Origin of the sequence: Pseudofrankia inefficax (genome assembly GCF_000166135.1) — a bacterium.
Classification (GTDB): Bacteria; Actinomycetota; Actinomycetes; order Frankiales; family Frankiaceae; genus Pseudofrankia; species Pseudofrankia inefficax.
The window spans coordinates 4,583,060-4,601,717 of the sequence record NC_014666.1; the positions used below are offsets into that span (position 1 = coordinate 4,583,060).

Below are 18,658 nucleotides of genomic sequence, written 5' to 3' on the forward strand. Positions count from 1 at the left end.
AACCCGCGGCAGAGTCCCGGCAGAGGCCCGGATAGCGAACCGAGCCGCGCGTAGCCCGCCTACGCCGGCCTTCGCCGGGCAGCCCGGACGACCCGCGACACCGCAGCGCCAGGACGGCGAGGATGAGGGGCATGTCCCAGGTCCCCACCTCAGCCGTCGACCTCACGGCGGCGGACGGCACGCCGCTCACGGCCTGCCCCCCGGCCGGCGAGCGCCACGGCGGCGTCATCGTGATCCACGACGCCCGCGGCATCACCCCGTACCTGCGCTCGGTCTGCGAGCGGCTGGCCGCCGAGGGCTGGCTCGCCGTCGCGCCGCACCTCTACCACCGGCAGGGCTTCGCCGAGACCACTCGGGACGACAGCTGGGCGAGCGCGGCGACCGACATGCTCAGCCTCGACGGCACCGAGATCAGCGCCGACGTCGACTCCGCCCGCGGCTATCTGGCGACCAGCGAGGTCGGCGGGGCCAACACCGCGATCATCGGCTTCTGCATGGGCGGCACCGTCGCGCTCGCCACCGCCGCCCGCGCCTCGCTCGCCGCCGCGGTGTCGTTCTACGGCGGTGCCGTCAGCACGCCGTACTGGGCGGGCGTCGCGCCCCTCGTCGAGCTGGCCCCGGCGCTGCGCGGGCCGTGGCTCGGCCTCTACGGCGACGAGGACGCGCTGATCACCCCGGCCGAGATCAGCGCCCTGCGCGCCGCGGCCGCCACCTCCGCCGGCCCGACCGAGCTGATCTCCTACCCCGGCGCCGGCCACGCCTTCCACAGCGACGACCGCCCGGCCGTCTACCGCCCCGAGGCCGCGGCCGACGCCTGGGCCCGCGCCCTCGCGTTCCTTCGCCAGCACGCGGGCATCCAGGCTTGATCATCCCGCCGGCGCCGGCGGGTCAACACCGTAGACAACGCCGCGTTCCCATGACCGGGGCCAATGTCGTTCGTAGGTCGCCGCCCGCTGGTGGTCGTGGCCTTCCACGACCACCAGCGGGGCGCGACGGCGGCCGTCAGCGTCGGCACGGCCGCCGGGAGGCGGACTAGGCGCTCGCCGCCGTCTCGGCCAGCAGGCCCTCCAGCTGCGGGCCGGTGACCCGCTTGAACTGGCGGCGCGGGCGGTTGCGGTCCAGAACCGCCACCTCGAGGTTCCCCGCCGACAGCACCCGCTCACCGTTCTGCGCCGCGGCGCCCGGCGCCCCCGGCTGCGTGCCGGCACCCAGCGCCCGCACCGCGACCCGCAGCGCCTGAGCCAACGGCTCCCCCGCCGTGTGGTGCTCCCGCAGCGAGGCGTTCACCTGCTCGGACTGGCCACCGATCGCGACGAAACCCCGCTCGTCCGCGATCGAACCGTCATAGGTCAGCCGGTAGATCTGGTCCGACTCGGGCGTCGAGCCGACCTCGGCCACCACGATCTCGACCTCGTACGGCTTGATCGACTCGGTGAAGATCGTGCCGAGGGTCTGCGCGTAGGCGTTCGCCAACGCCCGGCCGGTCACGTCCCGCCGGTCGTAGGTGTAGCCCTTCATGTCCGTCAGCCGGATCCCGGCCGTGCGCAGGTTCTCGAACTCGTTGTACTTCCCGACCGCGGCGAACGCGATCCGGTCGTACACCTCGCTGATCTTGTGCAGGGTCACGGACGGGTTCTCGGCCACGAACAGGATGCCGTCCGAGTACGTCACGATCACGACGCTGCGGCCCCGCGCGATGCCCTTGCGGGCGTACTCCGACTTGTCCCGGACCCACTGCTCCGGACTTGCGTAGCCGCCGAACGGCATGGTCACGTCATCCTCCTGGGTTCGTCAGCCGGTCGGCGACAAGGGCGTCCACCACGGCCCCCACCTCGTCGTCCGCGTACCGCCGGAACCCGTCGGTGGTGACGGCAGCGACGACCGGGAAGATCCGGCGGGCCATGTCCGGGCCGCCGGTCGCCGAGTCGTCGTCCGCGGCATCGTAGAGCGCGTCCAGGCTGATCCGGACCGCGTGTTCCTCGGACAGGTCCGCCCGCCACGTCTTCTTCAACGCGCTCTTGGCGAACACCGAACCCGAGCCGATCGAGTGGAAGCCCTGCTCCTCCGAGCGGGCCGCGGCGATGTCATACGAGAAGATCCGCCCGACCCCCCGGTCGAGGTCATAGCCCGCGAACAACGGCACCACCGCCAGGCCCTGCAGCGCCATCGGCAGGTTGCTCTTGACCATGAAACCCAGCCGGTTCGCCTTCGCGTCCAGCGAGAGGGTGTCACCCTCGATCTTCTCGTAGTGCTCGAGCTCGACCTGGAACAGCTTGATCAGGTCGGCGCCGACGCCCGCCGTGCCGGCATAGCCGACCGCCGAGTACTCGTCGGCGTGGTGGACCTTGTCCACGTCCCTCGTCGCGATCAGGTTCCCCTGCGTCGCCCGCCGGTCACCGGCCATGATCACGCCGCCGGGGAAGGTCACCGCCACGATCGTCGTCCCGTGCGCCACCTCGATCGCCGGGCCGGGCAGCTGCTGGCGGTTGCCCGGCAGCAGGTCCGGCGCCGCGAGCGACAGGAACTCGGTGAACGACGACGTTCCCGGCCTCATGAACACAGACGGTAGACGTCCGGCCACGCTAGATGGATCTGGCACGCATCCCCCTTCAAGGTCACGCGGCGAGCAGCTGATCCCACGCCAACAGATAGTTCAAAGCCCCGTACACCCGGTCCAAGTCGTCGCCGAAGCTTCCCAGCCCGGTGTTGCAGCCGGAACACAAGATGCCACGAACCGCACCGGTCAGGTGGTCATGGTCGACGTGTTCCGCCGGGCCCGTCAGGCAGATCACGCACACCCCGCGCTGCACCTCCAGCATCTCGGCCAGCCTCCGCTCAGACAGGCCGTATTTGCGTTCGACATGCCTGAGAGCGTGCGCGCTGCGCCCGGTCGGAGCCGAACGCGGCTCGCCGCTCGGCAGCGTCGGCCGTTCCGGCAGAGGACCTGTCGGCAAGGGCTCTAGCGTGCGAAGCAGGTACAACGCAGCGTTGCAGATGACGGCCAGGTCGTCCCGGAGCTGACCAAGTCCGACATTGCAGGTGAAGCAGAGGAGCCCGCGGACCTCACCGGTCGCGTGGTCGTGGTCGACGTGCTCAGCGGGCTTCTCCCGACAGATCGCGCACCGGCCACCCTGATCCGCGATCAGGGCATCGACTTGCTCGGACCTCAGGCCATAGCGCACAAGCATGTTGCGGTTCCGCATCGAACCGTGAAGACGATCGACGCTTGCGTACGCGCGGACGTTGTTGCAGGGGCGGCAATAGGTGTGCAAACCGTCGGACGCCCGCCGCCTCGCGGCAAACTCCGAGGCCGGCTTGCGCTGCCCGCAGTCCGGGCAGGTCCGGTAGCCGTCAGGCTCCAACGGACGAGTCCGCCGGTTGTCCCGCAGGTCGCCTCCCTTCCTCCGGTGGTACCGCTCGCGGTTACGCCGCCGATAGCACTCGATGCAGTAGTTGTGCCGCCCGTCGGCCATCTGCGGGTGCGGGTGGAACTGGTCGAGCAGCTTCTCGACGCCGCAGTCGCGGCAGACCTTCCGACTCATGCACCCTGTCTACTCCGACAGCCCAGGCGTCTCGGTCAGAGACCCAGCCCGGTCGTTTGACAGAAGCGCACAACGCGTGGTACGCTAGAAGGTTATTCCCCTCCCTTCTGTATGTAGCCCTTGACAAACTCCTCGGCGTTTTCCTCGAGAACGTCGTCGATCTCGTCGAGGAGGGAGTCGACGTCCTCGGAGAGCTTCTCGTGGCGCTCCTTGAGGTCGGAGCCGGTGCTCTCCTCGACCTCGGCCTCTTCGGTCTCGTTGTCGCGGCGGCTGCCGTGGGTCTGGCCGCCACTGTCCCTGCTCGGCATGTGCCCTCCTGTCGTCTCGGGCGGCGTCGCTGGACCCCGCCCGGCCAGGCAACCGCCACGCCGGGTGCGGGCCGGGAAGCCGTGGAACACGGCCCCTCTGGCCTGCGCCTCAGGACGCTGCCTTTGATCACACTATCCCGGCCCACCGACAGCTTCTGGCAGTTCGGGACAGCATTACTCCACCACGACTCCATCACGAACGCCCGGCCACGTCGCCCCGTCCGCCGTCAGCGGAACGCGGATCACCAGGCCAAGGCGGCCGCGACCAGGCCCGCACTCACGCGGGATCCCCCGCGGCCATGGCTCCGCTACTCGCAGGAGGAGGCCAGTGTGGCCTGGCTCGGAAGCAGGCCAGTGTGGCCCGGCGCGGGCTCCGCGCTCGTCGGGAGTCGCCCTCGGGGTGCGCGCCCTCGGGCTTCCCCCGGTCAGGCACACCCGTCCGGGCCAGCGGACGCCAAGGTGGCGGCGCGGGCTCCGCGGTCGCCGAGGGTCCCCCAACGGCGCGCCACCCCGGGGCTCCTTGTCTGGGTCAGCCACACCGGTCTGGGTTCCCGCACGCCGGGGAACCGCATCCCGGCGCCACACTCGAGGCCTTGATCATCCCAGCAGCACCGTCAGGCCTTGATCGACGTCTTGGCCGTGCCGTGGTCGCATCTCGGCTCGAAACGCAGCCACCCGAGGGACCAAACCGGCGATCAACGACACCCCAAGGCCGACGCCGATCCCGAATCAGCGGGCGATGCAGCCAGCCGCAACGCCACCAAGCCCGGCCCGAGGGCCCGCCCTCACCAGCGCGACGCAACCAGGCACGACACCCCAGACCCGCCGAGGCGACCACGAACCCAGCCGCCAACGAGCCCACCCCCGGGTATCCACCCCAGCCCCGATACAGCGCAGGGAGGGCGCTCAGCGCCCGAGGCGGCCGGGGTCCCTGCCGGATCGGCGAAGCCGATCTGGGAGATCAGCAGAGGCGCGGAGCGCCGTCTCTGGCCCGCGCCTTACTTGCCGGAGAGGGCGTCTACGAGCTCGGCGGCGGTGCGGCACCGGTCGAGCAGAGTGCCGACGTGGTTCTTGGTGCCGCGCAGCGGTTCGAGGGTCGGGACGCGCTGCAGGGAGTCGCGGCCGATGTCGAAGATGACCGAGTCCCAGCTCGCCGCGGCGACCTGCTGCGGGTACTTGGCGAGGCAGCGGCCGCGGAAGTAGGCCCTGGTGTCCTCGGGTGGCTCCGTCATGGCCCGGGTGACGTCGTCCTCGGTGAGGAGCCGTTCCATCCGGCCGCGGGCGACGAGGCGGTTGTAGAGGCCCTTGTCGAGGCGGACGTCGTGGTACTGGAGGTCGACGAGCTGGAGCCGGGGGTCGTTCCAGGGCAGGTTGTCCCTGGTCCGGTAGCCCTCGGCGATGGAGAGCTTGGCGACCCAGTCGAGCTCGCGGGCGCAGCTCATCGGGTCCTGCTCGAGGCGGGTCAGGACCGACTCCCAGCGGGTGAGGATGTCGGTGGTCTGGGCGTCCGCGTCGGCGCCGAACCGGTCCTCGACGTACTTGCGGGCCTGCTCCAGGTACTCCATCTGCAGCTGGATGGCGGTCATCTTGCGGCCGTCGCGCAGGGTTACCTGGTGGCGCAGCGTTGGGTCGTGGGAGATCGCGCGCAGCGAGGCGACCGGCATGTCGACCGAGAGGTCGACGGTGAACCAGCTGTCCTCGATCATCGACAGGACGAGGGCGGTGGTGCCGACCTTGAGGTAGGTGGCGATCTCGCTCATGTTGGCGTCGCCGATGATGACGTGCAGCCGGCGGTACTTCTCGGGGTCGGCGTGCGGCTCGTCGCGGGTGTTGATGATGGGCCGCTTGAGCGTCGTCTCGAGGCCGACCTCGACCTCGAAGAAGTCGGCGCGCTGGGAGATCTGGTAGCCGGCGGTGCGCCCGTCGACGCCGACGCCGACGCGGCCGGCACCGCAGTAGACCTGGCGGGTCACGAAGAACGGCGTCAGGTGGCGGACGATCTCCCCGAACGGGGTGGAGCGGGCCATCAGGTAGTTCTCGTGGCAGCCGTACGAGACGCCCTTGTTGTCGGTGTTGTTCTTGTACAGGTTGACCGGGTGGCTGCCGGGGACCTGCAGGGCGCGCCGGGCCGCCTCGGCCATGACCCGCTCGCCGGCCTTGTCCCACAGCACGACGTCCCGGGGGTTGGTGACCTCGGGGGCGGAGAACTCGGGGTGGGCGTGGTCGACGTAGAACCGGGCGCCGTTGGTCAGGATGAGGTTCGCGAGGCCGAGGTCGTCCTCGTTCGCGGGGGCGCTGGGGTCGACGATGGGTTCCCGGGGCGTCTCGAAGCCCCGGGCGTCCCGCAGCGGCGACTCCTCCTCGAAGTCCCATCTGGCCCGGCTGCCGCCGCTGGCCGTGCGATTGGCGTAGGAGTTCACCACCAACGACGAGGCCAGCATCTGGTTGGTGTTGGGCTGGCCAGGCACCGAGACCCCGTACTCGGTCTCGACTCCCATGATCCGGCGAACGCTCACTCCCTCAGCGTAGGCGGTCAGGCGCCACTTGGACGCCCGGACGGGACCGTTGTTCCTCTGTCGCTGGTTCGCTCTGTTTCTGGTTCGCTCCGTCCGGGCGCGGCGCTCCGCGGCCGTCCTCGCCTGGCGCCGACCTCCCAGATCGACTTCGTCGATCCGGCAGGGACCCTGCGGACGACCACTCCGCGCCGCATCCTCCTCCGCTGTGACATCGGTTCGCTCCGTCCGGGCGCGGCGCTACGGCCCCTCACTCGCTTCGCTCCCGAGGGACCTCCGCGCCGCGTCCTCCTCCGCTCACGTGCCCTCCGGCGACCTCCGCTGCGGCTCGCCCACGTCGCTTCGCTCGTGGGCGTGCCTCCGCGCAGGCACGCCTCCGGGCCGCACGGTCGCCCGCCGCTGCACGTCACCCACCCGCCGGAACCTCCTCCGGGGGTGTCCCTCGCTCCGCTCGGAGACAGCGATCTGGCCCCTAGCACCTGGCGAGCGAGCAACTGGCCGCAACGGCCGAAAAGCCGGCCTCCCCGGTGGGGAGAGGCCGGCTTCGCGGTCTTGGCTGTCTTACAGGTACTGGCCGGTGTTGGCGATGGTGTCGATGGAGCGGCCGGCCTCGGTGCCCTTGGTGCCGGTGACGAGCGTGCGGATGTAGACGATCCGCTCGCCCTTCTTGCCCGAGATGCGGGCCCAGTCGTCAGGGTTGGTCGTGTTCGGGAGGTCCTCGTTCTCCTTGAACTCGTCCAGGCAGGCCTGCATGAGGTGCTGCATCCGGATTCCCTTGGCGCCGCCCTCGATGAACTCCTTGACGGCCATCTTCTTGGCCCGGGCCACGATGTTCTCGATCATGGCCCCGGAGTTGAAGTCCTTGAAGTACAGGACTTCCTTGTCGCCGTTGGCGTAGGTGACCTCGAGGAAGCGGTTGTCCTCGCTCTCGGAGTACATCCGCTCGACGGTCCGCTGGATCATCGCCTGGACGGTGGCCTCGCGGTTCTGGCCGTTCTCGGCGAGGTCGTCCGGGTGCAGCGGGAGCTCGGCGAGGACGTACTTGGCGAAGATGTCCTTCGCCGCCTCGGCGTCGGGCCGCTCGACCTTGATCTTCACGTCGAGCCTGCCGGGTCGCAGGATCGCCGGGTCGATCATGTCCTCGCGGTTGGAGGCGCCGATGACGATGACGTTCTCCAGGAGCTCCACGCCGTCGATCTCGGCGAGCAGCTGCGGGACGATCGTGTTCTCGACGTCGGAGGACACGCCCGAACCGCGGGTGCGGAAGATCGAGTCCATCTCGTCGAAGAACACGATGACCGGCATGCCCTCGGACGCCTTCTCGCGCGCCCGCTGGAAGACCAGCCTGATCTGCCGCTCGGTCTCGCCGACGTACTTGTTGAGCAGCTCGGGGCCCTTGATGTTGAGGAAGAACGCCCGGCCCGAGCTGCCGCCCTGCAACGCCTCGACCTTCTTGGCGAGGGAGTTGGCGACGGCCTTGGCGATGAGCGTCTTGCCGCAGCCGGGCGGGCCGTAGAGCAGCACGCCCTTCGGGGGCTTGAGCTGGTGCTCGACGAAGAGGTCCTTGTGCAGGAACGGCAGCTCGACGGCGTCCCTGATCATTTCGATCTGGCCCTTGAGGCCGCCGATCTGCTCGTACCCGATGTCGGGGACCTCTTCGAGGACGAGCTCCTCGACCTCGGACTTGGGGATCCGCTCGAACGCGTAGCCGGATCGCGGCTCGATGAGCAGCGAGTCGCCCGCGCGCACCGGCCCGTCGAGCAGCGGCTGGGCCAGCATGACCACGCGCTCCTCGTCGGTGTGCCCGATGACGAGGGCCCGGTCTCCGCTCTCGAGTACCTCCTTGAGCAGCACGATCTCGCCGTGCCGTTCGTAGGCGCGTATCTCGACGACGTTGAGGGCCTCGTTGAGCATGACCTCCTGGCCTGGCCGCAGTCCGTCGACGTCGACGTTCGGCGACACGGTCACCCGGAGCTTTCGGCCCTGGGTGAACACGTCGACCGTGCCGTCGTCGTACGGGTGCAGGAAGATCCCGTACCCGCTCGGCGGCTGGGCCAGCCGGTCGACCTCCTCCTTGAGCGTGACGATCTGGTCACGCGCCTCGCGGAGGGTGGCTACCAGCTTCTCGTTGTGCGCCGAGGCGCTCGCCAGGTCGGACTGGAGCTCCGCCAGACGTTCCTCGAGTACCCGAACCTGTCGGGGCGACTCGGACAGCCGCCGTCGCAACATGGCCACTTCCTCCTCGAGGAAGGCGACCTGGGTCGTGAGTTCGTGGACTTCTTTCTGGTACGCCGACGTTCGTGCCGTTTCGGCGTCTCCAGGACGACCCGAGCTCTCATCGGAGCCAGAGCCCGAAAGGGGACCGGACACCGCGCCTCCACCTCCCCCGTGCTGACCGGGACGCACCCAACACTACCGTTGTGACCGCTGCTTTCAGGCAAGGTCCGCAAGGACGGCCCGGCTTGGCCGTAAACAGCGGGTTACGGTGCCATGGTGACAGACGATCGGAGCGGCGTGGCAACTCCAGCGAACTCCAGTGTTTCGGGTGGACTCCGGGTCCGGGTCGACCAGGCCGCGTGCACCGGTGACGGTCTGTGCGTGACGCGTGCGCCGTCCGTGTTCGAGCACGACATCGACGGCCTGGCGTATGTGAAGACCGACACGGGTGAGCTGCTGACGCAGCCCGGCGCCAGGGTGATCGTGCCGCTGCCGCTGCTGGACGCGGTGATCGACGCCGCCGACGAGTGCCCCGGTGACTGCATCTACGTCGAGCGCCCCGACGGCACGCTGGAGGCCGGCCCTGGGTCGTGACCCGAGGGTCTCCCGGCCCCGGGCGGCGGCCGGCCGCCCCGGGCCGCTGGGCCCGGGCAGGGGACGTCCGCGTGTCGGGGTGGCCGGCATGAGTCTCTACTCTGCCGTGGCAGGTGTTCCGCCGCCATCCGAGTCCGCGGCGGCCTGGATGACCGCCGGGGCGGACGCGGCCAGGGTGTCGAGCGGTTCGGCGCCGGCGGGTCGCGGCGCGGCGGTCGGCGTGTCCACGGCGTCCGTGGCGGGCTGGCCGGAGGCCTCGGGGCCGACGGCGTCAGCGCTGGGGGTGTCGGTCTCGCCGTGGGCGCCCTTGGCGGGACGCCGCCGCCGCGGCGGCGCGGTGACGCCGTCGGCGAGCCTGCGGGCGGTGACCAGGAAGCCGGTGTGGCCGACCATCCGGTGCTCCGGGCGGACCGCGAGCCCGTCGAGGTGCCAGTCGCGCAGCATCGTCTCGAAGGCGTGGGGCTCCGCGAACGCGCCGTGCTCGCGCAGCGCCTCGCAGGTGCGTGACAGCTGGGTCGCGGTGGCGACGTAGGCGCACAGCACGCCGCCGGCGACGAGCGCCGCCGCGGCCGTGGGCAGCACCTCCCACGGGGCGAGCATGTCGAGCACGACCCGGTCCATGTCGGTCTCGGTCGACTCGGCGAGGTCGCCGACGTACAGCCGGTGGGCGGGGTGCGGGCCGCCGAAGAAGGTCTCGATGTTGCGCTGGGCGACGGCGGCGAAGTCGTCCCGCCGTTCGTAGGAGACCAGCAGGCCGCGCTCGCCGACGGCGCGCAGCAGCGAGCAGGCGAGCGCCCCGGAGCCGACCCCCGCCTCGAGCACCCGCGCCCCGGGGAAGATGTCGGCATAGCCGACGATCATCGCCGCGTCCTTCGGATAGACGACGGCGGCGCCGCGCGGCATCGCCAGCACGAAGTCGGCGAGCAGCGGCCGCAGCGCGAGGTACGGGGTCTTCCCGGTGGAGCTGACGACGATGCCCTCGGGCTGGCCGAGGAGCTCGTCGTGGGCGACGGCGCCGCGGTGGGTGTGGAACTGCTTGCCGGGCTCCAGCACGACGGTGTGCTTGCGGCCTTTGGGGTCGGTGAGCTGTACCCGGTCCCCCTTGGTGAACGGCCCCCGCCGTCGCGCCGCCTCCCCCGTCGCGGGCGGGATGGCCGGCTCGGCCGCCCCCTCCGGGTGCTCGTCGAGGGCGCGGTCGATCTCGTCGGGGGTCACGCTTTCCGGGGTCCTTCCAGGCAGGTGGGAGTCCCGGGTGGCCACCGGCCGGTCCGGGCGAAGGGCGAACGGCGCGACAGTTCGGGCGTTCGCCGTCTCGGCAGGTTACCGGCTCGCGACGCGCCGCCGTCGCCGCGGAGCAGCCAGCGGGCCGTCGAGCCGTCGGCACGGCCGCGCTACCGGCAGGCGGGACGTCCGGCGGGCCGCCGGGGCGCGGGTTCCGCTACTTGCGGGCCATCCGCGTCGCGGCGCTGCGGTTGAGGCGCGCGACGAGGTCGACCAGCACGAGCACCCCGACGGGACGGCCGTCCTGGACGACGAGGTACTCGGGGGCCTGGTGGCGCCGGACGTGCTCAAGCAGCTCCTCGCCGGCGAGGTCGGCGTCGAGGATCATCGTGGGCTCGATGGTCCGGCTGACGTCGGCGATCCCGACCCAGGGCCGGCGGTGCTCGGGCAGCGCGTCGACGGACGCGCCGTTCATGACCATCTGCGGGTTGCCGGTGGCGTCGACGACCGCGATGGCGGTCGCGCCGGCCTCCTGGGCGGCCCGCAGCGCCTCCGCGAGCGGCACCGAGCTCTCCACCGGCAGCGTCTTGCGGATCAGCCGGCCGGCGCGCAGCTCGGGCAGCTTCTCCCGCAGGTCGGCGGCGCGCAGCGACTGGTAGGCGCCGAAACCGACGAACGCGGCCAGCGCCAGCATGTACAGGTTGCTGAAGCTGTTGGCCGGCCGCAGGACCGTGTAGCCGACGATCGCGGCGGCGACGACGAAGCCGCCGTAGGCGCCGGCCCGCAGCCCGCGCACTCGGTTGCGGGTGACGCCCCAGACGGCGGCGACGACCACCCCTCCGCCGTCGAGCGGCAGCCCTGGCGCGAGGTTGAGGACGAACAGGCCCAGGTTGAGCAGGCCCAGGTAGAGCAGCACCGCGCCGAGGGAGGTGTGCGCCGAGACTCCCTGCAGCACGCCGAAGCACACGCCGGCGAGCAGCCCGTTGACGAGCGGCCCGGAGAACGACACGACGAACTGCCGGCTCGCGGTCTGCGGCTCCTTCTCGTGCTCGGTGAAGCCTGCGAAGCCGTGCACGGTGACCGAGCGGACCCGCAGGCCGAACCGGTCGGCTGTCACCGCGTGCCCGATCTCGTGCAGGATGATCGAGCCGACGTAGCCGACGGCGGTGATCACCGCCAGCAGCAGGATGTGCGAGTCGCTGGCGTCGGGCAGCTGGTTGCGCTGCCAGTTCTGGGCCAGCGAGGCGATCAGGATGCCGAAGACGAGGGCGAGCGGCGAGAGGTAGATCGGGACGCCGCGGACCCGCCCGATCCGCAGCCCCGGCGCGCGCGTCGCCGGTGTGTTCGGGCCCGAAGGGTCCGACTGGTCAACCATGACCCCGATGCTACGGACAGTTTCGAACACAATCCCGCCGCTGCGACGGATCCTTAGCATCCACTCAGCCCCTGGCGGCCCGTTTGTCGGACCTGGCCCCTAGGGTCCGTGACATGACGACCACAGCCACCGGCGCCGTACCCCGGGCCGACGGTCAGCCGGCCGACGGTCAGCCGGCGTCACCCGACGCGGTCGAGGACGCGGCCCTGGGCGCCTCGCCCACCGGCGAGGGGGCCTCGGGCGAGGGTGCCGTGGGCAGCGGGCCGGCCGCGCCCGGTGACGCGTCGGTGCCGGGCCAGCGGTTCGTCGGGTCGTTGTCGCCGTCCCGGGCGGCCGACTTCGTCAGCTGCCCGCTGAAGTACCGGTTCCGGGTGGTGGACCGGCTGCCGGAGCCGCCGAGCCCCGCGGCGACCCGGGGGACGATGGTGCACTCGGTGCTGGAGCGGCTGTTCGACCTGCCGCCGGCCGGCCGGACCCCGGAGGCCGCGGTGGAGCTGCTCCCGGCGGCGTGGGCGGACCTGCTGGCGCGGGAGCCGGAGCTGGCCGCGATGTTCCCCGACGGCGAGGCGCTGGAGGCGTGGCTGGCGTCGGCCCGGGAGCTGCTGGCCGGCTACTTCGCGCTGGAGGACCCGCGCCGGCTGGCGCCGGCGGCCCGGGAGCTCTACGTCGAGCACGTGCTCGGTTCGGGGCTGCGGCTGCGCGGCTACGTCGACCGGCTGGACGAGGCGACGACGCCGGACGGCCTGGCGCTGCGGGTCGTCGACTACAAGACGGGCCGGTCCCCCGGGCCGGCGTTCGAGGGGACAGCGCTGTTCCAGATGCGGTTCTACGCGCTGCTGCTGTGGCGGATCCGGGGCGTGGTCCCCCGGGAGCTGCGGCTGTACTACCTCGGGGACCGCACGTGGCTGCGGGTGACGCCCGACGAGTCGGACCTCCTGGCGACCGAGCGGCGGGTGCAGGCGCTGTGGGCGGCGATCGACCGGGCGCACCGGACCGGTGACTGGCGGGCCACCCCGAGCAAGCTGTGCGGCTGGTGTGACCACCAGTCGCGCTGCCCCGCGTTCGGCGGCACGCCGCCGCCGCTGCCGGTGGCCGTGGGTGCCGGCGGCCCGCTGGTCGACGACGCCGACCCGGCCGTGTGCGAGGCGGCGGGCTGACCGCGAGCGCCGGCAGCTCTTGGGTTGGGTCAGGCACGATACGTAGGTGTCGTGTGCCCTGGACCTGCTCGTCGGAACTGTCCGACGAGCTGCGTTGACTCACGGCTATCACCCTGAGGGGCGCTTCGCGACCGTCGGTGGCGTCGCGCCGACGCGTGCTGGATCATGCGGGTTGCCCGCTACGGCCGCGCGCGCCCAGAGCCGGGCGGGTGTGGAGCTTTTGGCGGAATCGGGCACGATGCGTAGATATGGCAGCGTCTCGTCGCACCGGCGCCGGCCGCCGACGGTGACCGTCCAGGCGGCGACCGGCGGCGGCCGTGGCATCCGTAGGCCAACCAATCGGGAGAGCGGCGCGTCCGACAACCTGGCGGTTCTCGTGTCGGTGGGAAAGGAAGATCGATGAGCCCCTTGCGCGGACGGGCCGCCGACGACCGGGGCGGCGGTCGCTCCGGTCAGTCGGACCTGGCCGCGCGAGCGGAGCGGGTCACGAAGATGTACGGCGCCGGCGACACCGAGGTCGCGGCGCTGCGTGGCATCGACCTGGACTTCCCGCGCGGCCGGTTCACCGCGATCATGGGCCCGTCCGGGTCGGGCAAGTCGACGCTGATGCACTGCCTGGCCGGGCTGGACACGATCTCCGGCGGCCGGGTGCTGATCGGCGAGGTGGACCTCTCGCGGCTGTCCGACCGGCAGCTCACCCAGCTGCGCCGCGACCGGATCGGCTTCATCTTCCAGCAGTACAACCTGCTGCCGACGCTGACCGCGGCGGAGAACATCACACTGCCGTTGGACATCGCGGGGCGGCGGCCGGACAAGAAGTGGATGAAGGTCGTCGTCGACGCGGTGGGCCTGGCCCCGCGGCTGAACCACCGGCCGACGGAGCTGTCGGGCGGCCAGCAGCAGCGGGTCGCCTGCGCCCGGGCGCTGATCACCCGGCCGGACATCATCTTCGGCGACGAGCCGACCGGCAACCTGGACAGCACGTCGGGCGCCGAGGTGCTGTCGTTCCTGCAGGACTCGGTCCGCGAGCTCGGCCAGACGGTGGTCATGGTCACCCATGACGCGAAGGCCGCCTCCTACGCCGACGAGGTGATCTTCCTCGCGGACGGCCGGATCGTCGACACGATGCTGCGCCCGACGGCGGACGCGGTGTTCGACCGGATGAAGAACCTCGACCGGCCGGCCGGTCGAGGCGCCCGGCGGCCCACGATGCCGCCGCCGCGCGGCGCCGACCGGGAGCCCGGCCGGGACCGGGGCGGCTGGGACGACCCGGACGGTGGCCGGCGGCGGGTGCCGACCGGGCCGGGTGGGCGGCGCGCGACGGCCCCCGGCGCGACGCGGGTGCCCACCGGCGGCCAGCCGGCGCGGCGGCGCGGCACCGACGGCGAGGCCATCGGGGGTCGGGGCGCCTACGGGGCGGACGGCGCGGCCGCGACAGGCGGCCGGGGCGCGCCGGGGCGGCGCGACACCGGCGGCACCCGCGGCCAGCGGCCGGTGCCGGCCCGCGACGGCGGCTACCCGGCGGACGAGACCGGTGAGCTCCCGCCGGCGCGGCGCGACACCGGCGGCTACCCGCCCCGCCGCGACACCGGCGGGGCGGCACCGCGCCGAGGGACCACCGGCGGCACCGCGGCGCGGCGCGGCACCACGGGAGGCGTGCCGGCCCGCGGCGCCCAGCCTGTCGCCCCCTATCCGGCGGCCGACGAGACCGGGGAGTACACCGCCGTCCCCGGCGGCTACCCTGCCGCGCGCGACGACCCGGGCGATGCCCCGCGCGGCTACCGGCGCGCCGCCGACGGCTACGACCCCCCGGCCGCCGCCCGCCGGTACGCCGACGGCGGGTACGCCGACGACGGCCGGTACGCGGACGGCGGGTACGGCGGCACGCCGGCGGGCGCCGGGGGCTACCCGGCGGACGGCTACGCCCAGGAGCCCGACCGGTACGGCCCGGCCGTCGAGGTGACCGGCGGCTACGACCAGCCGAACGGCTACCACTCGCCCGAGGGCTACGACCAGCCGAACGGCTACGACGCGCCGAACGGCCACGGCGGCGCCCGGCGGGGACGCGGGGCCGGCGGGTGGCGCGACGACGAGCCCGACGGCGACTACGAGGCCGGCGGCTACCCGACCGGCAGCTGGAGGTAGCCGATGCTGCGCGCCACGCTGCGCAGCCTGTTCGCGCGCAAGCTGCGGCTGCTGCTGTCCGCCCTGGCCGTCGTGCTGGGCGTCAGCTTCGTCGCCGGCACGCTGGTCCTCACGGACACGCTCAACGCGACGTTCAACTCGTCGTTCGCCGCGCAGACCAAGAACGTCGCCGTCGCCGTCCGCGGGATCAACCACGTCTCCACCGCCGACACGGACGACCGGGCCCTGCTGCCGGCCGCCCTGGAGACCACGCTGAAGACGAAGGTGGACGGCGTGGCCGACGCCGTCGGCCAGGTCAGCGGGTCGGCGCGGCTGATCGGCCCGAACGGCAAGCTCATCGAGGCCGGCACGGCGGCCCCGCAGGGGATCAACTGGACCGGTGACCGGCCGACCTCGGCAGAGACGATCGCCGACGGCCGCGCGCCGAAGGCGACCGACGAGATCGCCGTCGACAAGGGCACCGCCGACCGGGCGAAGCTGCGGGTCGGCGACCACCTCTACGTGATCACGACGGGGCAGCAGACCAAGGACCCGAGCGAGCGGTTCACCCTCGTCGGCACGTTCCGCACCGGCGGGCAGGACAGCCCGTCGGGAGCGATGGTCACCGCGTTCTGGACGCCCGACGCGCAGCGGCTGCTGCTGACCCAGCCGGACACGTTCACCGCGATCTACCTGGCCGCGAAGCCGGGGGTGACGCAGCAGGCGCTCGCCGCGAAGGTCCAGGCGTCGGGGGTGCTGCCGCAGGGCGTCGAGGCGATCACCGGCACGGCGCTCGCCGCCAGCCACGAGGACACGGTCAAGCAGTCCCTGTCGTTCCTGTCGACGATGCTGCTGATCTTCGCGGGGATCTCGCTGTTCGTCGGCGCGTTCATCATCTTCAACACGTTCACGATGCTGGTGGCGCAGCGGGTCCGGGAGCTCGCGCTGCTGCGGGCGCTCGGCGCGAGCCGGGCCCAGGTGCGGGTCTCGGTGCAGGCGGAGGCCCTGCTGGTCGGCATCGTCGGCTCGACGATCGGCCTGGTCGCGGGGGTGTCGCTCGCGCATCTGCTGCACGCGGCGATGGGGGCGTTCGGGGTGGTCCTGCCGCCTGGCGGGACGGTGTTCCGGGCCCGGACGGCCGTCGTCGCGTACGCGGTCGGGGTGCTGGTCACGTCGGCCGCGGCGGTCGTCCCGGCGTACAAGGCGGCGACGGTCCCGCCGATCGCGGCGCTGCGGGACACGTACACGATCCCGTCCCGGTCGCTGCGGACCCGCGCCGCGGCGGGGGTGACGGGCGCGGCGCTGGGCGCGGCGCTGGTCGTCTACGGCCTGTCGAAGTCGGGCGGGGCCGGGCTGGTCGGCGGCGGCGCTGTGGCGATCTTCCTGGGGATCGCGGCGCTGTCGCCGGTGGTGGCCCGGCCGGTGACCCGGGTGATCGGGGCGGGCCTGCCCCGGTTGTTCGGGGTGACCGGCCGGATCGGCCTGCAGAACGCGATGCGCAACCCGCGGCGCACCTCGGCGACCGCGTCCGCGCTGATGGTCGGCCTGGCCCTGGTCAGCGCCTTCGCGATCTTCGGGCAGTCGATCAAGGAGTCGGTGCGCGTCACCGTCTCGGACAGCCTGCGCGCCGACTACTTCCTCAACCCCACCAGCACCACCGACCAGATCAACGACTCGGTGGCCCAGACGATCGCCGGCCTGCCCGGGGTGGCGAAGAACGGGGTCGTGCCGATCCGGGGCGGCCTGATCACGATCGACGGGATCAAGGGCCCGGTGAGCGTGCTGGCCGCGGACCCCCAGGCCGTCGCGTCGGTGTTCGAGCTGCGGACGACCGGCGGGAAGCTCGCGCTCGGCGACGGGCAGATCGCGATGGACGAGGCCCAGGCGTCCAGGCTGCACCTGGCCGTCGGGCAGCCGGTGCACGTCACCTTCGGCACGACGGGGGCGGCGACGCTGACGCTGGCCGCGACGTTCACCGGCAGCAGCGCGCTGGTGAAGTTCCTGGTGTCGACGTCGGAGTGGGCCAAGCACACCCCGTCGACCGCGGACGCGATGGTGCTGGTGAAACGGGCGCCCGGCGCCGACCCGGCGACCGTCCTCGCGGCGTTGCAGAAGGTCGTCGAGCCCTTTCCGAACCTGCTGCTGACCGACCAGACCGGGTTCGTCGCCCAGCAGGAGAAGACCGTCGACCAGCTCATCGGCCTGGTGTACGTGCTGCTCGCCCTGGCTGTGATCATCGCACTGTTCGGCATCGTGAACACGCTGGCCCTCTCGGTGATCGAGCGGACCAGGGAGATCGGGCTGCTGCGCGCGGTCGGGCTGCGCCGCGGCCAGATGTGGCTGGTGATCGTGCTGGAGTCGGTGGTGATCGCGCTGTTCGGGGCGACGCTCGGCGTCGGCGTCGGCAGCTTCCTCGGCTGGGCCCTGGTCTCCGCGCTGAAGAGCCAGGGCATCACGACGTTCGCCTACCCGGTGACCACGATCGCCGGCGTTCTGATCATGGGCGGCATCCTGGGGGTCGTCGCGGCGCTCGCCCCCGCCCTGCGGGCAGCAAGGATGAACGTCCTGCACGCCATCTCGACCACCTAGGCGGGTCGGCCTCAGCTGCCGGCGGAGCCTCGGCGGCGGAGGTAGCGCTCGAACTCGCGGGCTATCGCGTCGCCGGAGGCCTCGGGCAGCGCGGTCTCGGGCTCGCGGGACTCCAGCGAGCGGACGTACTCCGCGACCTCGGTGTCCCCCGCGGCGAGCTCGTCGACCTGGCGCTCCCACTGGCGGGCCCGCTCGGGCAGGTCCCCGAGCGGGATCTCCAGGTCGAGCAGGTCCTCGACCCGGCGCAGCAGCGCGAGCGTCGCCTTCGGGCAGGGCGGGTTCGCGACGTAGTGCGGGACGGCCGCCCAGAACGACACGCTCGCGAGCTCCGCGCGGGCGCAGGCGTCCGAGAAGACCCCGACGATGCCAGTTGGGCCTTCGTATCGGGACGCCTCCAGGCCGAGACGGGCCGCGGTCGCCGGGTCGCCGGCGGTGCCACTGATCGGCACCGGGCGGGTGTGCGGCGAGTCGGCCAGCAGCGCCCCCAGGGTGACGACCATGTCGGCACCGAGCGCGTGCACCGCCTCGATCAGCTCGTCGGTGAAGCCCCGCCACCGCATGTTCGGCTCCAGGCCCCGGATGAGCACCAGGTCGGTGTCCGACTTCGGCGGGCGGGCCACCGACAGCCGGGTCGTCGGCCAGGAGATCTTCCGGGCCATGCCCTCGACGCCGCTCACGGTCGGGCGGTTGACCTGGAAGTCGTAGTAGTCGTCCGGGTCGATGGCGCCGATGACCCTGGCGCCGAAGATCGTCTCCAGATGCTCCACCGCCGCGGAACTCGCGTCGGCCGCGTCGTTCCACCCTTCAAAGGCGGCGACCACGACCGGCGACCGGAGCTGCCCGACCCCGGAGAACTCGATCACCTACCACCTCCCGCCGCCAGGCCGGCGGCTCTCGTGACAGAGCCACCGTACGTCTTCCCGGCTGATCTGCCCGAGGAGAGGTCAGTATCCCCCCGGATCGGACGAATGCACCCGCTGGCGGGCGTTTCTGGCCGCGGCGCGCCGCGGTGTGGCCG

At 72.2% G+C, this 18,658-nt stretch carries 14 protein-coding genes; 5 read left to right on the forward strand and 9 right to left on the reverse strand.

The window, feature by feature from the left end:
• The first annotated feature begins 131 nt into the window (after positions 1–131).
• Positions 132–866 (forward strand): dienelactone hydrolase family protein, encoded by a 735-nt coding sequence (locus FRAEUI1C_RS18600; RefSeq protein ID WP_013424873.1) that lies wholly within the window; start codon positions 132–134, stop codon positions 864–866.
• A gap of 166 nt (positions 867–1,032) precedes the next feature.
• On the opposite strand, the gene prcA is transcribed toward FRAEUI1C_RS18600, so the two are convergent.
• From prcA to arc, 6 genes are all read right to left on the reverse strand, one after another.
• The gene (gene prcA, locus FRAEUI1C_RS18605) at positions 1,033–1,773 is read right to left on the reverse strand and encodes a proteasome subunit alpha (RefSeq protein WP_013424874.1); all 741 of its coding nucleotides are present in this window, start codon (positions 1,771–1,773) and stop codon (positions 1,033–1,035) included.
• 1 nt (position 1,774) lies between these two features.
• Positions 1,775–2,599 (reverse strand): proteasome subunit beta, encoded by an 825-nt coding sequence (gene prcB, locus FRAEUI1C_RS18610; RefSeq protein WP_013424875.1) that lies wholly within the window; start codon positions 2,597–2,599, stop codon positions 1,775–1,777.
• A gap of 16 nt (positions 2,600–2,615) precedes the next feature.
• Positions 2,616–3,542 carry an endonuclease VII domain-containing protein gene (locus FRAEUI1C_RS36455; RefSeq protein WP_013424876.1) on the reverse strand — a complete coding sequence of 309 codons (927 nt, stop codon included), beginning with the start codon at positions 3,540–3,542 and terminating at the stop codon, positions 2,616–2,618.
• Between the two features lie 92 nt (positions 3,543–3,634).
• Positions 3,635–3,850, reverse strand: a complete 216-nt coding sequence (locus tag FRAEUI1C_RS18625) for a ubiquitin-like protein Pup (protein ID WP_013424877.1) — start codon at positions 3,848–3,850, stop codon at positions 3,635–3,637.
• 998 nt (positions 3,851–4,848) lie between these two features.
• Entirely contained in the window at positions 4,849–6,366 is a 1,518-nt protein-coding gene (dop, locus tag FRAEUI1C_RS18630; RefSeq protein ID WP_269724357.1) for a depupylase/deamidase Dop, read from the reverse strand.
• Between the two features lie 558 nt (positions 6,367–6,924).
• Positions 6,925–8,733 carry a proteasome ATPase gene (gene arc, locus FRAEUI1C_RS18635; protein WP_013424879.1) on the reverse strand — a complete coding sequence of 603 codons (1,809 nt, stop codon included), beginning with the start codon at positions 8,731–8,733 and terminating at the stop codon, positions 6,925–6,927.
• Between the two features lie 144 nt (positions 8,734–8,877).
• Between arc and FRAEUI1C_RS18640 the strand changes: the two genes are divergently transcribed.
• Positions 8,878–9,174, forward strand: coding sequence for a ferredoxin (locus FRAEUI1C_RS18640; RefSeq protein WP_041259483.1), 297 nt, complete (start codon positions 8,878–8,880; stop codon positions 9,172–9,174).
• 96 nt (positions 9,175–9,270) lie between these two features.
• On the opposite strand, the gene FRAEUI1C_RS18645 is transcribed toward FRAEUI1C_RS18640, so the two are convergent.
• The gene (locus FRAEUI1C_RS18645; RefSeq protein ID WP_083819742.1) at positions 9,271–10,374 is read right to left on the reverse strand and encodes a tRNA (adenine-N1)-methyltransferase; all 1,104 of its coding nucleotides are present in this window, start codon (positions 10,372–10,374) and stop codon (positions 9,271–9,273) included.
• A 238-nt stretch (positions 10,375–10,612) separates the two neighbouring features.
• Positions 10,613–11,770 (reverse strand): site-2 protease family protein, encoded by a 1,158-nt coding sequence (locus FRAEUI1C_RS18650; RefSeq protein WP_049807214.1) that lies wholly within the window; start codon positions 11,768–11,770, stop codon positions 10,613–10,615.
• Positions 11,771–11,883: 113 nt separating this feature from the next.
• On the opposite strand from FRAEUI1C_RS18650, the gene FRAEUI1C_RS18655 reads away from it, so the two are divergent.
• The 3 genes from FRAEUI1C_RS18655 to FRAEUI1C_RS18665 all read left to right on the forward strand — a co-directional run bounded on the left by FRAEUI1C_RS18655 (position 11,884) and on the right by FRAEUI1C_RS18665 (position 17,640).
• Complete coding sequence (locus FRAEUI1C_RS18655; RefSeq protein WP_013424883.1) at positions 11,884–12,927, forward strand: RecB family exonuclease; 1,044 nt, start codon at positions 11,884–11,886, stop codon at positions 12,925–12,927.
• A 399-nt stretch (positions 12,928–13,326) separates the two neighbouring features.
• Positions 13,327–15,072: an ATP-binding cassette domain-containing protein gene (locus tag FRAEUI1C_RS42180; protein ID WP_013424884.1), complete on the forward strand. Its 1,746-nt coding sequence runs from the start codon at positions 13,327–13,329 to the stop codon at positions 15,070–15,072.
• A gap of 3 nt (positions 15,073–15,075) precedes the next feature.
• The gene (locus tag FRAEUI1C_RS18665) at positions 15,076–17,640 is read left to right on the forward strand and encodes an ABC transporter permease (RefSeq protein WP_013424885.1); all 2,565 of its coding nucleotides are present in this window, start codon (positions 15,076–15,078) and stop codon (positions 17,638–17,640) included.
• Positions 17,641–17,651: 11 nt separating this feature from the next.
• Here FRAEUI1C_RS18665 and FRAEUI1C_RS18670 read toward each other — a convergent pair whose 3' ends face one another.
• Positions 17,652–18,503, reverse strand: coding sequence for a PAC2 family protein (locus FRAEUI1C_RS18670; protein ID WP_013424886.1), 852 nt, complete (start codon positions 18,501–18,503; stop codon positions 17,652–17,654).
• Positions 18,504–18,658: the final 155 nt, after the last annotated feature.

Excerpts from the sequence above, each read along its gene's own strand:
- FRAEUI1C_RS36455 (WP_013424876.1), bottom strand. The coding sequence starts at position 3,542 with ATGAGTCGGAAGGTCTGCCGCGACTGCGGCGTCGAGAAGCTGCTCGAC.
- FRAEUI1C_RS18655 (WP_013424883.1), top strand. The coding sequence starts at position 11,884 with ATGACGACCACAGCCACCGGCGCCGTACCCCGGGCCGACGGTCAGCCG.
- FRAEUI1C_RS18650 (WP_049807214.1), bottom strand. The coding sequence starts at position 11,770 with ATGGTTGACCAGTCGGACCCTTCGGGCCCGAACACACCGGCGACGCGC.
- FRAEUI1C_RS18600 (WP_013424873.1), top strand. The coding sequence starts at position 132 with ATGTCCCAGGTCCCCACCTCAGCCGTCGACCTCACGGCGGCGGACGGC.
- FRAEUI1C_RS42180 (WP_013424884.1), top strand. The coding sequence starts at position 13,327 with ATGAGCCCCTTGCGCGGACGGGCCGCCGACGACCGGGGCGGCGGTCGC.
- FRAEUI1C_RS18625 (WP_013424877.1), bottom strand. The coding sequence starts at position 3,850 with ATGCCGAGCAGGGACAGTGGCGGCCAGACCCACGGCAGCCGCCGCGAC.
- FRAEUI1C_RS18665 (WP_013424885.1), top strand. The coding sequence starts at position 15,076 with ATGCTGCGCGCCACGCTGCGCAGCCTGTTCGCGCGCAAGCTGCGGCTG.